This window comes from Rhizobacter sp. P3_B12, assembly GCF_056402895.1.
Genome location: NZ_JBFUGN010000040.1, coordinates 1 through 16,749 on the forward strand (window position 1 = coordinate 1; position 16,749 = coordinate 16,749).

The following is a 16,749-nucleotide window of genomic DNA, read 5'->3' on the forward strand; positions in this document are numbered from 1 at the left end:
GCGATCGACGGCGCATTCCTGATGCCGGTGGAAGACGTGTTCTCGATCTCGGGTCGCGGCACGGTGGTGACGGGCCGCATCGAGCGCGGCGTGGTGAAGGTCGGCGAAGAAATCGAGATCGTCGGCATCGCGGTGACGCAGAAGACGACCTGCACGGGCGTGGAGATGTTCCGCAAGCTGCTGGACCAGGGCCAGGCAGGCGACAACGTCGGCATCCTGCTGCGTGGCACGAAGCGTGAAGACGTGCAGCGCGGCCAGGTGCTGTGCAAGCCGGGCAGCATCAAGCCGCACACGCACTTCACGGCCGAGGTGTACGTGCTGAGCAAGGAAGAAGGCGGCCGCCACACGCCGTTCTTCAACAACTACCGCCCGCAGTTCTACTTCCGCACGACGGACGTGACCGGCGCGGTGGARCTGCCGAAGGACAAGGAAATGGTGATGCCTGGCGACAACGTGAGCATCACGGTGAAGCTGATCRMCCCGATCGCGATGGAAGAAGGCCTGCGCTTCGCCATYCGTGAAGGCGGCCGCACCGTCGGCGCCGGCGTCGTCGCCAAGATCCTCGAGTAATTTGCGTTTGAAGGCCACAGGGGTATAGCTCAACTGGCAGAGCGCTGGTCTCCAAAACCAGAGGTTGGGGGTTCGATTCCCTCTGCCCCTGCCAATCGGTGAAGTTGGTGGGGTTGAGATTGGTGGCCCAAGCAGCCCGCACGGCGACGAAAAGTCCCGGCGGGCTTTGCTGCTGAAAAGCGGCACATGTTTTTTGAAGAGCGAAATGTCGAATCCACAAGTCGAAACCGTCTCCACGGGCACTGACAAGGCCAAGCTCGCCGCCTCCGGCGTGCTGGTGATTGCGGCCGTGGCGGCGTTCTATGCGCTCGGCAAGCAGGACCTCTGGCTGCGCGTCGGCGCCCTGGTGCTGCTGCTGGTGGCCGCTGTCGGGCTGTTCTTCACGTCCGAAAGCGGCAAGCAGCTGATCGCCTTCGGGCAGGATTCGTCGCGCGAAGTCCGCAAGGTCGTCTGGCCGAGCCGCAAGGAAGCGACGCAGATGACGCTGTACGTCTTTGCCTTCGTGGTCGTGATGGCGCTGTTCCTGTGGTTCACCGACAAGACGCTCGAATGGGTGTTGTACGACCTGATCCTGGGCTGGAAGCGTTGAGGACATCCTGATGAGCGAACAACAGCCCAACGAGCAAACCGCGGCCGAAGCCGTGCCCGCGCCCCTGGCGCCGGCCGGCAACAAGCGCTGGTACGTGGTGCATGCCTATTCGGGCATGGAGAAGGCCGTCGAGCGCAACCTGCGCGAGCGCATCGACCGCGCCGGCATGCAGGAGAAGTTCGGCCGCATCCTGGTGCCGATGGAAGAGGTCGTCGAGCTGAAGAACGGCAAGAAGGCCGTGACCGAGCGCCGCTTCTTCCCGGGCTACGTGCTGGTCGAGATGGAAATGGCCGACGACACCTGGCACCTGGTGAAGCACACCAGCAAGGTCACCGGCTTCGTCGGCGGTGCGAAGAACCGCCCGGCGCCGATCTCCGAAGCCGAGGTGATGAAGATCGTCACCCAGATGCAGGAAGGCGTCGAGAAGCCGCGTCCGAAGGTCGAGTGGGAAGTGGGCGAACTGGTGCGCGTCAAGGAAGGCCCGTTCACCGACTTCAACGGTGCGATCGAGGACGTCAACTACGACAAGTCCAAGGTGCGCGTCTCGGTCACGATCTTCGGCCGTGCCACGCCGGTCGAGCTCGACTTCTCGCAGGTCGAGAAGGTCTGACGGCCTGAAGAATTCGGGCCCGGATGGCGGCCCGGCAAGGCAACTTGCCAAAGGCCATCCCGTTGATGCCGGTGACGAGACACCGGTACGAGGAGCAAGGGTAACCAGCCCCTTGCGTTGGCACTCAAGGCCCGTCTGCCAAGGCAGGCCTCTCTGGAGAAATCATGGCAAAGAAGATTGTCGGCTTCATCAAGCTGCAAGTACCGGCCGGCAAGGCCAACCCGTCGCCCCCGATCGGCCCGGCCCTCGGCCAGCGTGGCCTGAACATCATGGAGTTCTGCAAGGCGTTCAACGCGCAGACCCAGGGGCTGGAACCCGGCCTGATGCTGCCGGTCGTGATCACCGCGTTCGCGGACAAGTCCTTCACGTTCATCATGAAGTCGCCCCCGGCGACCGTGCTGATCAAGAAGGCGATCAAGCTCGACAAGGGCTCGGCCAAGCCGCACACCGACAAGGTCGGCAAGATCACCCGTGCCCAGCTCGAAGAGATCGCGAAGACCAAGGTCAAGGATCTGACGGCAGCCAACATGGATGCCGCCGTTCGCACGATCGCCGGCACCGCCCGCTCGATGGGCGTGACCACTGAAGGAGTCTGAGCATGGCCAAGCTGACCAAACGCCAAAAAGCCACCGCTGGCAAGGTCGACAGCACCAAGCTGTACGCCCTCGACAACGCGCTGGCCATCGTCAAGGAATGCGCGACCGCCAAGTTCGATGAATCCATCGACGTGGCCGTGCAACTCGGCATCGACGCCAAGAAGTCCGACCAGGTCGTTCGTGGCGCCGTCGTGCTGCCCAACGGCACCGGCAAGACCAAGCGTGTCGCGGTGTTCGCGCAAGGCGCCAAGGCTGAAGAAGCCCGTGCCGCCGGCGCCGACATCGTCGGCATGGACGACCTCGCCGAGCAGGTGAAGGCCGGCAACCTGAACTTCGACGTCGTGATCGCTTCGCCGGACACGATGCGGATCGTCGGTACGCTGGGCCAGATCCTCGGCCCGCGCGGCCTGATGCCGAACCCGAAGGTCGGCACCGTGACGCCCGACGTGGCCACCGCGGTGAAGAACGCGAAGGCCGGCCAGGTGCAGTTCCGCGTCGACAAGGCCGGCATCGTCCACAGCACCATCGGCCGTCGCTCGTTCGACGCCGACAAGCTGGTGGGCAACCTGCGCGCGCTGATCGAGGCCCTGAACAAGGCCAAGCCGGCGTCGAGCAAGGGCATCTACCTGCGCAAGGTGGCGGTGTCGTCGACGATGGGCGTGGGCGCCCGCGTGGACGTCGCTTCGATCAACGCGTCGGCAACGGCCGCCTGATCTGACAGATCGAGGGCTGGCACGAGTCTGGTGCCGGTCCGATGAATTGGTGGGCTGGTCCGGTGCAAACCGGGCCAGGCCATCCAAGACCGCAGGCGTGGCCCCCGGGCCGCTTAATCGACGAGACGGTGGCGACACCCGATCCGAAGCCCGCGCAGATGGCGATCCCACTGGCAAGGAATTCCGGTTCCAAGGCAGAGGTCGCTGAATCGTGGTGTGTCCTGAGGCATCCCTGCCGACGGACACGATGTGTGAGGAGCAGACCTTGAGTCTCAATCGCAACGAGAAAGCAGCCGTGGTGACGGATGTGGCCGCGCAAGTCGCGCGTTCACAGACGTTGGCGCTGGCCGAGTACCGTGGCCTCACCGTGGCTCACCTGGACGCACTGCGCAAGCAGGCTCGCGACAAGGGCGTGTACCTTCACGTGCTGAAGAACACCCTGGCTCGCCGTGCCGTTGCCGGTACGTCGTTCGAGGTGGCCGCGGAAAGCTTCGTCGGCCCGCTGATCTACGGTTTTTCCGAGGACGCCGTTGCCGCGGCCAAAGTCATCGCCGACTTTGCCAAGGGCAACGACAAGCTCGTCATCAAGGCTGGTGCGTACGCCGGCAAGGTCCTGAACGCCGACGGCGTGAAGGCCCTGGCCAGCATTCCCACCAAGGAAGTGCTGCTGTCGCAGCTGGCCGGCCTGCTGATGGCACCGGTGCAGCGCACGGCCGCCGTCCTGGCCGCGCTGGCCAAGCAACGTGGCGAAGGTGCTGCAGAAGCAGCCCCCGCCGCCGAAGCTGCCGCAGCCTGAAGACGACCCTCTCAACCTTTACCTGATCTCTAGGAACCCAAAATGGCATTCGATAAAGACGCATTCCTGACCTCGCTGGACAGCATGTCGGTGATGGAACTCAACGACCTGGTCAAGGCCATCGAAGAGAAGTTCGGCRTGACCGCCGCTTCCATGGCCACCGGCGGTGGCGGCGGCGGCGGCGGCGCTGCTGCTGCTGTCGTTGAAGAAAAGACCGAATTCAACGTCGTGCTGCTCGAAGCCGGCGCGAACAAGGTGTCGGTCATCAAGGCCGTGCGCGAACTGACGGGCCTGGGCCTGAAGGAAGCCAAGGACCTGGTCGACGGCGCTCCGAAGCCCGTCAAGGAAGCCGTGCCCAAGGCCGACGCAGAAGCCGCTGTCAAGAAGCTGGTGGATGCCGGCGCGAAGGCCGAAGTCAAGTAATTCGGCTGGTCAGCAGCGGGCTGGGCGCCGGTTCACGGCCCCAGCCTTTTGCGCTTCAGGGGTTTGTCCCCCTGAGGGCACCTGAAAAGGCGGGAGCAACGACAATGTCGGACTTCCCCTCCTTTTCAAGTGTTCTCTGATCCGACTGCAGAGAACGGGTTTGGTCGGACTCCGGTGCAATGCCGGGGTTGTCCGCCAGCGGTTGGTAGTGGCCAGCCACCAAGCGTCGAACGCAATGTTCGAAAGACAGTCGCCGACGGGAGCAGGCCTGGGCCCGGTTCTGTTCCCCGATACGGAGTGAGAAATCACATATGGCGCAGCACGCAACCCCCTACAGCTACACCGAGCGCAAGCGGATTCGCAAGAGCTTCGGCAAGCGCGAGAGTGTCCTCAACGTTCCCTATCTGCTGACGATGCAGAAGGAGTCGTACGTCGCCTTCCTCCAGAAGGACGTCGCTCCGCAGAAACGCAAGCCTGAAGGCCTGCAGGCCGCTTTCCTCTCCGCTTTCCCGATCGTGTCGCACAACGGGTTCGTGGAGATGAAGTTCATCGAGTTCAACATGGCCAAGCCTGCGTTCGACACGCGGGAGTGCCAGCAGCGTGGCCTGACCTACGCCGCTGCGGTGCGCGCCAAGCTGCAGATGATCATCTATGACCGCGAGTCGCCGCAGGCGAAGACGGTCAAGGAAATCAAGGAACAAGAGGTCTACATGGGCGAAGTGCCGCTCATGACCGACTACGGTTCGTTCATCGTGAACGGCACCGAGCGCGTGATCGTCTCGCAGCTGCACCGCTCGCCGGGCGTGTTCTTCGAACATGACAAGGGCAAGACCCACAGCTCGGGCAAGCTGCTGTTCAGCGCCCGCATCATTCCGTACCGCGGCTCCTGGCTCGACTTCGAGTTCGACCCGAAGGACATCCTGTACTTCCGCGTCGACCGCCGCCGCAAGATGCCGGTGACGATCCTGCTGAAGGCCATCGGCCTGAACCCGGAATCGATCCTCGCGAACTTCTTCGTGTTCGACAACTTCCGCCTGATGGACTCCGGTGCCCAGATGGAGTTCGTCGCCGACCGCCTGCGCGGCGAAGTGGCCCGCTTCGACATCACCGACAAGAACGGCAGCGTCGTCGTCGAGAAGGACAAGCGCATCACCGCGCGCCACACGCGCCAGATCGAGCAGAGCGAGACGCAGTTCATCAGCGTGCCGGAAGACTTCCTGGTCGGCCGCGTGCTGGCCCGCAACATGGTCGACCCGGACACCGGCGAGATCATCGCGAAGGCGAACGACGAGCTGACCGATTCGCTGCTGAAGAAGCTGCGCACCGCCGGTGTGAAGGAGATGCAGTGCCTCTACACCAACGAGCTGGACGAAGGCGCCTACATCTCGCAGACGCTGGCCGCCGATGAAACGGCCGACCAGCTGGCCGCGCGCGTCGCCATCTACCGCATGATGCGCCCCGGCGAGCCGCCGACCGAAGACGCCGTCGAAGCGCTCTTCAACCGGCTGTTCTACAACGCCGACACGTACGACCTGTCGCGCGTGGGCCGCATGAAGTTCAACGCCCGGGTCGGCCGCGACGTGCCGGAAGGCCCGATGACGCTGTCGAACGACGACATCCTCGACGTCGTGAAGATCCTCGTCGAGCTGCGCAACGGCCGCGGCGAAGTCGATGACATCGACCACCTGGGCAACCGTCGCGTGCGCTGCGTGGGCGAACTGGCCGAGAACCAGTACCGCTCGGGCCTCGCCCGCATCGAGAAGGCCGTCAAGGAACGCCTCGGCCAGGCCGAGACCGAAGCGCTGATGCCGCACGACCTGATCAACTCCAAGCCGATCTCCGCGGCGCTGAAGGAGTTCTTCGGTGCGTCGCAGCTGTCGCAGTTCATGGACCAGACCAACCCGCTGTCCGAGATCACGCACAAGCGTCGCGTCTCGGCCCTGGGCCCGGGCGGCCTGACCCGCGAACGCGCCGGCTTCGAAGTCCGCGACGTGCACCCGACCCACTACGGCCGCGTGTGCCCGATCGAGACGCCGGAAGGCCCGAACATCGGCCTGATCAACTCGCTCGCCCTGTACGCGCAGCTCAACGAGTACGGCTTCCTCGAGACGCCGTACCGTCGCGTGGCCGACGGCAAGGTGACGATGCAGATCGACTACCTGTCGGCCATCGAGGAAGGCAAGTACGTGATCGCGCAGGCCAACGCCTCGCTCGACGCCGACGGCAAGCTGATCGACGAGCTGGTCTCCGCGCGTGACAACGGCGAGTCGATCCTGACCTCGCCGGAGCGCATCCAGTACATGGACGTGGCGCCGACGCAGATCGTCTCGGTGGCCGCCTCGCTGGTGCCGTTCCTCGAGCACGACGATGCGAACCGCGCGCTGATGGGCGCCAACATGCAGCGCCAGGCCGTGCCGACGCTGCGCCCCGAGAAGGCGCTGGTGGGGACCGGTGTCGAACGCGTCGCCGCCAAGGACTCGGGCACGGTCGTGGCCGCGCGCCGCGGCGGTGTCGTGGACTACGTCGACACCAACCGCATCGTGATCCGCGTCAACGACAACGAGACGGTGGCCGGTGAAGTCGGCGTCGACATCTACAACCTGATCAAGTACCAGCGTTCGAACCAGAACACGAACATCCACCAGCGTCCGATCGTCAAGCGCGGCGACACCGTCTCCGCCGAGGACATCATCGCCGACGGCGCCTCGACCGACATCGGCGAGCTGGCGCTCGGCCAGAACATGCTGGTCGCGTTCATGCCCTGGAACGGCTACAACTTCGAAGACTCGATCCTGATCAGCGAACGCGTGATCGCCGACGACCGCTACACCTCGATCCACATCGAGGAACTGGTGGTGATGGCGCGCGACACCAAGCTGGGCTCGGAAGAAATCACGCGCGACATCCCGAACCTGAGCGAGCAGCAACTGGCTCGCCTGGACGAATCGGGCATCGTCTACGTGGGCGCCGAGGTCAACCCGGGCGACACGCTGGTGGGCAAGGTCACGCCGAAGGGCGAGACCACGCTGACGCCGGAAGAGAAGCTGCTGCGCGCGATCTTCGGCGAGAAGGCCTCCGACGTGAAGGACACCTCGCTGCGCGTCGACCAGGGCACCAGCGGCACCGTCATCGACGTGCAGGTCTTCACCCGCGAAGGCATCCAGCGCGACAAGCGCGCGCAACAGATCATCGACGATGAGCTGAAGCGCTACCGCCTCGACCTGAACGACCAGCTGCGCATCGTCGAGGCCGACGCGTTCGACCGGATCGAGAAGCTGCTGTCGGGCAAGATCGCCAACGGCGGCCCGCAGAAGATCGCCAAGGGCACCGCGATCGACAAGGCCTACCTGGCCAGCGTCGAGAAGTACCACTGGTTCGACATCCGCCCGGCCGATGACGACATCGCCAACCAGCTCGAGTCGATCAAGAACTCGCTGGAGCAGACGCGCCACAGCTTCGACCTCGCGTTCGAAGAGAAGCGCAAGAAGCTCACGCAGGGCGACGAGCTGCCGGCCGGCGTGCTGAAGATGGTGAAGGTGTACCTGGCCGTCAAGCGCCGCCTGCAACCCGGCGACAAGATGGCCGGCCGCCACGGCAACAAGGGCGTCGTGTCCAAGATCAACCCGATCGAGGACATGCCGCACATGGCCGACGGCACGCCGTGCGACATCGTGCTGAACCCGCTGGGCGTGCCGTCGCGGATGAACGTCGGGCAGGTGCTCGAGGTTCACCTGGGCTGGGCCGGCAAGGGCATCGGCCAGCGCATCGGCGACATGCTGCAGGCGCAATCCAAGGTGGCCGAGCTGCGCAAGTTCCTCGACGAGCTCTACAACAAGTCGGGCGGCAAGACCGAGCGCCTGGACCACCTGAGCGACGACGAGATCCTCGAGATGGCCGGCAACCTGAGCAAGGGCGTGCCGTTCGCGACGCCGGTGTTCGACGGTGCGGCCGAAGAGGAAATCCGCGGCATGCTGAAGCTGGCCTACCCGGACGAGATCGCCAAGGTCAAGGGCCTGACGGCCACGCGCACCCAGGCCACGCTGTACGACGGCCGCACCGGCGACGCCTTCGAGCGTCCGGTCACGATCGGCTACATGCACGTGCTGAAGCTGCACCACCTGGTCGACGACAAGATGCACGCCCGTTCCACCGGCCCGTACTCGCTGGTCACGCAGCAACCGCTGGGCGGCAAGGCCCAGTTCGGTGGCCAGCGCTTCGGCGAAATGGAAGTGTGGGCCCTGGAAGCCTACGGCGCGTCCTACGTGCTGCAGGAGATGCTGACCGTCAAGTCCGACGACGTGAACGGCCGCACCAAGGTGTACGAGTCCATCGTCAAGGGTGAGCACGCCATCGAGGCCGGCATGCCGGAATCGTTCAACGTGCTGGTCAAGGAAATTCGTTCGCTCGGTATCGACATCGAGCTCGAGCGCAACTAAAGAAAAGGAAACAGAACATGAAGGGTTTGCTTGATCTGTTCCGCCAGTTCACCCCTGATGAGCATTTCGATGCCATCAAGATCGGGCTGGCTTCCCCCGAGAAAATTCGGTCGTGGTCGTTCGGCGAAGTGAAGAAGCCGGAGACCATCAACTACCGCACCTTCAAGCCGGAGCGCGATGGCCTGTTCTGCGCCAAGATCTTCGGCCCGATCAAGGACTACGAGTGCCTGTGCGGCAAGTACAAGCGCCTGAAGCACCGTGGCGTGATCTGCGAGAAGTGCGGCGTCGAAGTGACGCAGACCAAGGTTCGCCGTGACCGCATGGGCCACATCGACCTGGCCGCGCCGTGCGCGCACATCTGGTTCCTGAAGTCGCTGCCGTCGCGCCTGGGCCTGGTGCTCGACATGACGCTGCGCGACATCGAGCGCGTGCTGTACTTCGAAGCGTACGTGGTGGTCGACCCCGGCATGACCCCGCTGAAGAAGTTCAGCATCATGTCGGAAGACGACTACGACGCGAAGCGCACCGAGTTCGGCGACGAGTTCGTCGCGCTGATGGGCGCCGAAGGCGTGCAGAAGCTGCTGGCCGAGATGGACCTCGACGTCGAGATCGAGCGCCTGCGCGGCGACATGACCGGCTCCGAGCTGAAGGTCAAGAAGAATTCCAAGCGCCTGAAGGTGATGGAAGCCTTCAAGAAGTCGGGCATCAAGCCGCAGTGGATGGTGATGAACGTGCTGCCGGTGCTGCCGCCGGACCTGCGTCCGCTGGTGCCGCTGGACGGCGGCCGCTTCGCCACGTCGGACCTGAACGACCTCTACCGCCGCGTCATCAACCGCAACAACCGCCTGGCCCGCCTGCTCGAACTGAAGGCGCCGGAGATCATCGYGCGCAACGAGAAGCGCATGCTGCAGGAAGCGGTCGACTCGCTGCTGGACAACGGCCGTCGCGGCAAGGCGATGACCGGCGCCAACAAGCGCGCGCTGAAGTCGCTGGCCGACATGATCAAGGGCAAGAGCGGCCGCTTCCGCCAGAACCTGCTGGGCAAGCGCGTCGACTACTCGGGCCGTTCGGTCATCGTGGTCGGCCCGACGCTGAAGCTGCACCAGTGCGGCCTGCCCAAGCTGATGGCGCTCGAACTGTTCAAGCCGTTCATCTTCTCGCGCCTCGAGGCCATGGGCATCGCCACCACCATCAAGGCGGCGAAGAAGGAAGTGGAATCGGGCACGCCGGTGGTGTGGGACATCCTTGAAGAGGTCATCAAGGAACACCCGGTCATGCTGAACCGCGCACCGACGCTGCACCGCCTGGGCATCCAGGCGTTCGAGCCGGTGCTGATCGAAGGCAAGGCGATCCAGCTGCACCCGCTGGTGTGCGCTGCGTTCAACGCCGACTTCGACGGTGACCAGATGGCCGTCCACGTGCCGCTGTCGATCGAAGCGCAGATGGAAGCCCGCACGCTGATGCTGGCCTCCAACAACGTGCTGTTCCCGGCCAACGGCGAACCGTCGATCGTGCCGTCGCAGGACGTGGTGCTGGGCCTGTACTACGCGACCCGCGAGCGCATCAACGGCAAGGGCGAAGGCATCATCTTCTCCGACGTCGTCGAAGTGCAGCGCGCGCTGGACAACGCCGCGGTCGAAGTCACCGCCCGCATCGCCGTGCGCCTGACCGAGTGGACGAAGAACAAGGTGACCGGCGAGTTCGTGCCGGAGACCAAGCTCGTCGACACCACCGTCGGCCGTGCGCTGCTGTCCGAGATCCTGCCGAAGGGCCTGCCGTTCTCGAACATCAACAAGGCGCTGAAGAAGAAGGAAATCTCGCGCCTGATCAACACCTCGTTCCGCAAGTGCGGTCTGAAGGAAACGGTCGTGTTCGCCGACAAGCTGCTGCAGGCGGGCTTCCGCCTGGCCACGCGCGCCGGCATCTCGATCGCGATCGACGACATGCTCGTGCCGAAGGAAAAGCCGGGCCTGATCGAACGCGCCGAGAAGGAAGTGAAGGAGATCGAGCAGCAGTACGTCTCGGGTCTCGTCACGGCCGGCGAGCGCTACAACAAGGTCGTGGACATCTGGGGCAAGACCGGCGACGAAGTCGGCAAGGTCATGATGAGCCAGCTGGCCAAGCAGCGCGTGCTCGACCGCCACGGCAAGGAAGTCGACCAGGAGTCGTTCAACTCCATCTACATGATGGCCGACTCGGGTGCGCGCGGCTCCGCTGCGCAGATCCGCCAGCTGGCCGGCATGCGCGGCCTGATGGCCAAGCCGGACGGCTCGATCATCGAGACGCCCATCACGGCGAACTTCCGTGAAGGCCTGAACGTGTTGCAGTACTTCATCTCCACCCACGGCGCCCGCAAGGGCCTGGCGGACACGGCGCTGAAGACGGCGAACTCCGGTTACCTGACGCGTCGCCTGGTCGACGTGACCCAGGATCTGGTGGTCACCGCAGACGATTGCGGCACGCAGAACGGCATCAACATGCGCGCGCTGGTCGAAGGCGGCGAAGTGATCGAATCGCTGCGCGACCGCATCCTCGGCCGCGTCACCGCGATCGAGGTGCAGCACCCGGAAACGGGTGAACAGCTGCTGACCGGCGGCACCATGCTCGACGAAGACGTGCTCGACAGCCTCGAAGCTGCCGGCGTCGACGAAGTGAAGGTGCGCACCGCGCTGACCTGCGGCACGCGCTTCGGCCTGTGCGGCAAGTGCTACGGCCGCGACCTGGGCCGTGGTGGCCTGGTGAACCGCGGCGAAGCGGTCGGCGTGATCGCGGCGCAGTCGATCGGCGAACCGGGCACGCAGCTGACGATGCGCACGTTCCACATCGGCGGCGCGGCTTCGCGTGCGGCGGTGGCGTCGAGCGTCGATGCGAAGTCCGATGGCCACATCGGCTTCAACGCGACGATGCGCTACGTGACCAACGGCAAGGGCGACCTGGTCGTGATCTCGCGCTCGGGTGAAATCATCATCGCCGACCAGCACGGTCGCGAGCGCGAGCGCCACAAGGTGCCGTACGGCGCGATCCTGAACATCAAGCCCGACCAGCAGTTGAAGGCTGGCACGGTGCTGGCGAACTGGGATCCGCTGACCCGCCCGATCATCACGGAATTCGCCGGCAAGGCGAAGTTCGAGAACGTCGAGGAAGGTGTCACGGTCGCCAAGCAGCTCGACGAAGTGACCGGCCTGTCGACGCTGGTCGTGATCGACCCGAAGCGCCGCGGCGCGGCCAAGGTCGTGCGTCCGCAGGTCAAGCTGCTGGATGCCGGCGGCAACGAGGTGAAGATCCCCGGCACCGACCACTCGGTGACGATCGGCTTCCCGGTCGGCTCGCTGGTCCAGATCCGCGACGGCCAGGACCTGGCCCCGGGCGAAGTGCTGGCGCGCATTCCGGTCGAAGGCCAGAAGACGCGAGACATCACCGGCGGTCTGCCGCGCGTGGCCGAACTCTTCGAGGCGCGCAGCCCGAAGGACAAGGGCACGCTGGCCGAGATGACCGGCACGGTGTCGTTCGGCAAGGAGACCAAGGGCAAGGTTCGCCTGCAGATCACCGATCCGGAAGGCAAGGTCTACGAAGAGCTCGTCYCGAAGGAAAAGAACATCGTGGTCCACGAAGGCCAGGTGGTCAACAAGGGCGAGTCGATCGTCGACGGTCCGGCCGATCCGCAGGACATCCTGCGCCTGCTGGGCATCGAGGAACTGGCGCGCTACATCGTCGACGAGGTGCAGGACGTCTACCGTCTGCAGGGCGTGAAGATCAACGACAAGCACATCGAGGTGATCGTTCGCCAGATGCTGCGCCGCGTGCAGATCGTCAACCCGGGCGAGACGGCCTACATCGTCGGTGAGCAGGTCGAGCGTTCGGAGCTGCTGGACACCAACGACCGGATGGTGGCCGAAGGCAAGATGACGGCGACGCACGCCGACGTGCTGCTGGGCATCACCAAGGCGTCGCTGTCGACCGACAGCTTCATCTCGGCGGCATCCTTCCAGGAAACGACCCGCGTGCTCACCGAGGCTGCCATCATGGGCAAGCGCGACGAGCTGCGTGGCCTGAAGGAGAACGTCATCGTCGGCCGCCTGATCCCGGCCGGTACCGGCATGGCCTTCCACGACGCACGCCGCGTCAAGGAAGAGATGGACGACGCCGAGCGCCGTGCCATCGCGATGCAGGAGGCGGAGGAATTCGCCTCGGTGCAGGAAACCCCGGCGGAAGCCGGTGGCGACGCTGCCGAGTGAGTGTTCGCGCCTCGCGCTGAAAGGGCGGCTTCGGCCGCCCTTTTTTTTCATCCCGGCGGCGCGGCCCAGGCTTCGGGCACCAGGATCGCCAGGCCGCGCGGCAGGGCCCGGCGCGCCAGCCGCAGCACGGCGCGGTCGCGGGTGAACAGCCAGTCGGCGCGGTGAAGGGCGAAATCGATGAACTTCTGGTCGTCGGGGTCGGTGCAGCGCAGCGGCGCGGCCAGGCCAGCGGGCGGCGGAGTGTCTTCGATGTGAGCGCATGCACTCCATGTCGCCCAGATGCGATCGACATCCATCGACGGATTGCGCGGCAAACCCCGGCGCAGCACCTCGGCCAGCTCGTCGCGCATCGCGGCCGTGGCGACCCATTGCAGCCGGCCAAGCTCGACCGCGCGGGCGATCGGAGCGACCCCCGGATTGCCGAACACCAGCCAGTCGAGCACGACGTTGGTGTCCAGCACCGCGCGGGGTGGGTCGAAGCGGAATACAGGTGCGGTCATATCCCTGGCTTGCGGGTGTACGGGGCTACGAATATAATCGCGGGCTTTTCGGCAGATTCTGCTTCGCTCTTTTGTCGGTCCGGTGCCTGGGTTCATGGAATCCACAAGCCGGTCGATCGGGCGGTCAACGATCCCGCAGCCTCGCGGTTCCATCGTTCGGCCACAYGCCCAAGGGAGGGCGCGACGCTTCTTCCGAGAGTGCCCAGGCCTCTACAACAGAGATCCGGGCAGTGACTTCAAACGGGAACAAGTTACCAACATGCCAACCATCAACCAACTCGTCCGTCTGGGCCGCGAGGTCGAGAAGACGAAGTCCAAATCCCCGGCGCTGCAGGGTGGACCCCAGCGCCGCGGTGYGTGCACTCGCGTGTACACCACCACCCCGAAGAAGCCGAACTCGGCGCTGCGTAAAGTGGCCAAGATTCGCCTGACCAACGGGTTCGAGATCATTTCCTACATCGGCGGCGAAGGCCACAACCTGCAGGAGCACAGCGTCGTGCTCGTGCGCGGCGGCCGCGTGAAGGATCTGCCGGGTGTTCGCTACCACATCGTGCGCGGCTCGCTCGACCTGCAAGGCGTGAAAGACCGCAAGCAGTCGCGTTCCAAGTACGGCGCGAAGCGCCCGAAGGCCGGCAAGTAAGCTGGTTCGTGAAGTCGTCATCGCGGGAGTGCAAGCTCCGGCATGGCGTGTTGCGGTTGCGGTGGGTGTGGATCCCGCCGGGCCGAGTAAGTGGAAGCCCGGGCGCAAGAAGCGCCTTCGTGGTGACCGCGGTGCAGGCAGCGATGCCCGCGCCAACTGAAGATAAAAGGAAGAGCAATGCCTCGTCGTCGCGAAGTACCCAAGCGTGAGATCCTCCCTGATCCGAAGTTCGGATCGGTCGACCTTTCCAAGTTCATGAACGTGATCATGGAGTCCGGCAAGAAGGCTATCGCCGAACGCATCATCTACGGTGCCCTGGAGCAGGTCGAGAAGAAGTCGGGCAAGGATCCGCTGGAGATCTTCACCGTCGCGCTGAACAACATCAAGCCGATGGTCGAAGTGAAGTCACGCCGTGTCGGCGGTGCGAACTACCAAGTTCCCGTGGAAGTTCGCCCCGTCCGCCGCGTGGCCCTGGCCATGCGCTGGCTGAAGGAATCGGCCCGCAAGCGCGGCGAGAAGTCGATGGCCCAGCGCCTCGCCAACGAACTGCTGGAGGCCGTCGAAGGCCGCGGCGGCGCGATGAAGAAGCGCGACGAAGTGCACCGCATGGCAGACGCCAACAAGGCGTTCTCGCACTTCCGCTTCTAAGAACGAAGTCCCCAGTCCAACGGCCGCTCTTCGGGTTTACGCGAACCCGCGAGCGGCCCCTGCTTTTGGAGTGCCATCATGGCCACCCGCAAGACCCCCATCGAGCGCTACCGCAACATCGGCATCTCGGCCCACATCGACGCCGGCAAGACCACGACCACCGAGCGCATCCTGTTCTACACGGGTGTGAACCACAAGATCGGTGAAGTGCACGATGGCGCTGCCACGATGGACTGGATGGAGCAGGAGCAGGAGCGCGGCATCACGATCACGTCGGCCGCGACGACCTGCTTCTGGAAGGGCATGGAGCTCAACCACCCCGAGCACCGCATCAACATCATCGACACCCCGGGGCACGTGGACTTCACGATCGAGGTCGAGCGCTCGATGCGCGTGCTCGACGGTGCCTGCATGGTGTACTGCGCCGTGGGTGGCGTGCAGCCCCAGTCGGAAACCGTCTGGCGCCAGGCCAACAAGTACAAGGTGCCGCGCCTCGCGTTCGTCAACAAGATGGACCGCACCGGCGCGAACTTCTACAAGGTCTATGACCAGATGAAGGCCCGCCTGAAGGCGAACCCGGTGCCCATCGTGATCCCGATCGGTGCCGAAGACAACTTCAGCGGCGTGGTCGACCTCATCAAGATGAAGGCGATCATCTGGGACGAAGCCTCCCAGGGCATGAAGTTCGACTACAAGGACATCCCGGCCGAACTGCAGGCCGACGCCAAGAAATGGCGCGAGAACATGATCGAGGCCGCCGCTGAATCCAGCGAAGACCTGATGAACAAGTACCTCGAGTCGGGCGACCTGAGCGAAGCCGAGATCAAGCTGGGCATCCGCACGCGCACGATCGCGAGCGAGATCCAGCCGATGCTGTGCGGTACCGCGTTCAAGAACAAGGGCGTGCAGCGCATGCTCGACGCCGTGATCGACTTCATGCCGTCGCCGATCGACATCCCGCCGGTGCCGGGCACCGACGAGGACGAGAAGGTCGTCACCCGCAAGGCCGACGACAACGAGAAGTTCGCCGCGCTGGCCTTCAAGCTGATGACCGACCCGTACGTCGGCCAACTGACCTTCGTGCGCGTCTACTCGGGCGTGCTGAAGTCGGGCGACTCGGTCTACAACCCGATTCGCGRCAAGAAGGAACGCATCGGCCGGATCCTGCAGATGCACGCCAACCAGCGTGAAGAAATCAAGGAAATCCTGGCCGGCGACATCGCCGCCTGCGTGGGCCTGAAGGACGTGACGACCGGCGAAACGCTGTGCGATCCCGACCACGTCATCACGCTCGAGAAGATGATCTTCCCGGAGCCGGTGATCTCGCAGGCCGTCGAGCCGAAGACCAAGGCCGACCAGGAAAAGATGGGCATCGCGCTGGGTCGCCTGGCGGCGGAAGATCCGTCGTTCCGCCTGCGCACCGACGAAGAGTCGGGCCAGACCATCATTTCCGGCATGGGCGAACTGCACCTGGAAATCATCGTCGACCGCATGAAGCGCGAGTTCGGCGTGGAAGCCAACGTCGGCAAGCCGCAGGTGGCCTACCGCGAAACGATCCGCAAGTCGGCGACCGATGTCGAAGGCAAGTTCGTGCGCCAGTCGGGCGGCAAGGGCCAGTACGGCCACGTCGTGCTGAACATCGAGCCGCAGGAGCCGGGCAAGGGCTTCGAGTTCGTCGACGCCATCAAGGGCGGTGTCGTGCCGCGCGAATTCATCCCCGCGGTGAAGAAGGGCGTCGAAGACTCGCTGCCGAACGGCGTGCTGGCCGGCTTCCCGGTGGTCGACGTGAAGGTCACGCTGATCTTCGGTTCGTACCACGAAGTCGACTCGAACGAAAACGCGTTCAAGATGGCCGCGTCGCTGGGCTTCAAGGACGGCTGCCGCAAGGCCAGCCCGGTCATCCTCGAGCCGATGATGGCCGTGGAAGTCGAGACCCCGGAAGACTACGCCGGCAACGTGATGGGTGACCTGTCATCCCGCCGTGTCATGGTGC

At 64.6% G+C, this 16,749-nt stretch carries 13 protein-coding genes and 1 tRNA gene; 13 read left to right on the plus strand and 1 reads right to left on the minus strand.

Annotated features, from left to right (window positions below; translation table 11 throughout):
- From AC1D01_RS04335 to rpoC, 10 genes are all read left to right on the plus strand, one after another.
- Window positions 1-570 (plus strand): EF-Tu C-terminal domain-related protein (locus AC1D01_RS04335; protein WP_477864851.1); only part of this gene is annotated, 570 nt, incomplete at its 5' end.
- Between the two features lie 18 nt (window positions 571-588).
- A tRNA-Trp gene (locus AC1D01_RS04340) sits at window positions 589-664 on the plus strand.
- A gap of 111 nt (window positions 665-775) precedes the next feature.
- On the plus strand, window positions 776-1,159 hold the full coding sequence (gene secE, locus AC1D01_RS04345) for a preprotein translocase subunit SecE (protein WP_477864861.1): 384 nt from the start codon (window positions 776-778) through the stop codon (window positions 1,157-1,159).
- Window positions 1,160-1,169: 10 nt separating this feature from the next.
- Window positions 1,170-1,769, plus strand: coding sequence for a transcription termination/antitermination protein NusG (nusG, locus tag AC1D01_RS04350; protein ID WP_477864852.1), 600 nt, complete (start codon window positions 1,170-1,172; stop codon window positions 1,767-1,769).
- 164 nt (window positions 1,770-1,933) lie between these two features.
- Window positions 1,934-2,365 carry a 50S ribosomal protein L11 gene (rplK, locus tag AC1D01_RS04355; protein ID WP_047510949.1) on the plus strand — a complete coding sequence of 144 codons (432 nt, stop codon included), beginning with the start codon at window positions 1,934-1,936 and terminating at the stop codon, window positions 2,363-2,365.
- Between the two features lie 2 nt (window positions 2,366-2,367).
- Window positions 2,368-3,078, plus strand: a complete 711-nt coding sequence (rplA, locus tag AC1D01_RS04360) for a 50S ribosomal protein L1 (protein WP_477864853.1) — start codon at window positions 2,368-2,370, stop codon at window positions 3,076-3,078.
- A 265-nt stretch (window positions 3,079-3,343) separates the two neighbouring features.
- Entirely contained in the window at window positions 3,344-3,874 is a 531-nt protein-coding gene (gene rplJ, locus AC1D01_RS04365; protein ID WP_477864854.1) for a 50S ribosomal protein L10, read from the plus strand.
- 42 nt (window positions 3,875-3,916) lie between these two features.
- A complete protein-coding gene (rplL, locus tag AC1D01_RS04370; RefSeq protein ID WP_477864855.1) occupies window positions 3,917-4,297 on the plus strand; it encodes a 50S ribosomal protein L7/L12 in 381 nt (126 codons plus the stop codon).
- A gap of 311 nt (window positions 4,298-4,608) precedes the next feature.
- The gene (gene rpoB, locus AC1D01_RS04375) at window positions 4,609-8,733 is read left to right on the plus strand and encodes a DNA-directed RNA polymerase subunit beta (protein ID WP_477864856.1); all 4,125 of its coding nucleotides are present in this window, start codon (window positions 4,609-4,611) and stop codon (window positions 8,731-8,733) included.
- A 17-nt stretch (window positions 8,734-8,750) separates the two neighbouring features.
- Window positions 8,751-12,968: a DNA-directed RNA polymerase subunit beta' gene (gene rpoC / locus AC1D01_RS04380; RefSeq protein WP_477864857.1), complete on the plus strand. Its 4,218-nt coding sequence runs from the start codon at window positions 8,751-8,753 to the stop codon at window positions 12,966-12,968.
- Between the two features lie 47 nt (window positions 12,969-13,015).
- On the opposite strand, the gene AC1D01_RS04385 is transcribed toward rpoC, so the two are convergent.
- The gene (locus tag AC1D01_RS04385) at window positions 13,016-13,429 is read right to left on the minus strand and encodes a PIN domain-containing protein (RefSeq protein ID WP_477864858.1); all 414 of its coding nucleotides are present in this window, start codon (window positions 13,427-13,429) and stop codon (window positions 13,016-13,018) included.
- Window positions 13,430-13,727: 298 nt separating this feature from the next.
- Between AC1D01_RS04385 and rpsL the strand changes: the two genes are divergently transcribed.
- From rpsL to fusA, 3 genes are all read left to right on the plus strand, one after another.
- Complete coding sequence (rpsL, locus tag AC1D01_RS04390) at window positions 13,728-14,108, plus strand: 30S ribosomal protein S12 (protein WP_477864859.1); 381 nt, start codon at window positions 13,728-13,730, stop codon at window positions 14,106-14,108.
- 177 nt (window positions 14,109-14,285) lie between these two features.
- A complete protein-coding gene (rpsG, locus tag AC1D01_RS04395) occupies window positions 14,286-14,756 on the plus strand; it encodes a 30S ribosomal protein S7 (RefSeq protein WP_047510968.1) in 471 nt (156 codons plus the stop codon).
- Window positions 14,757-14,834: 78 nt separating this feature from the next.
- Window positions 14,835-16,749: elongation factor G (fusA, locus tag AC1D01_RS04400; protein WP_477864860.1), on the plus strand; the 1,915-nt coding region annotated here is incomplete at its 3' end.

Coding starts and splice junctions, on each gene's coding strand:
- secE (WP_477864861.1), top strand. CDS start 776: ATGTCGAATCCACAAGTCGAAACCGTCTCCACGGGCACTGACAAGGCC.
- nusG (WP_477864852.1), top strand. CDS start 1,170: ATGAGCGAACAACAGCCCAACGAGCAAACCGCGGCCGAAGCCGTGCCC.
- rplK (WP_047510949.1), top strand. CDS start 1,934: ATGGCAAAGAAGATTGTCGGCTTCATCAAGCTGCAAGTACCGGCCGGC.
- rplA (WP_477864853.1), top strand. CDS start 2,368: ATGGCCAAGCTGACCAAACGCCAAAAAGCCACCGCTGGCAAGGTCGAC.
- rpoB (WP_477864856.1), top strand. CDS start 4,609: ATGGCGCAGCACGCAACCCCCTACAGCTACACCGAGCGCAAGCGGATT.
- rpsG (WP_047510968.1), top strand. CDS start 14,286: ATGCCTCGTCGTCGCGAAGTACCCAAGCGTGAGATCCTCCCTGATCCG.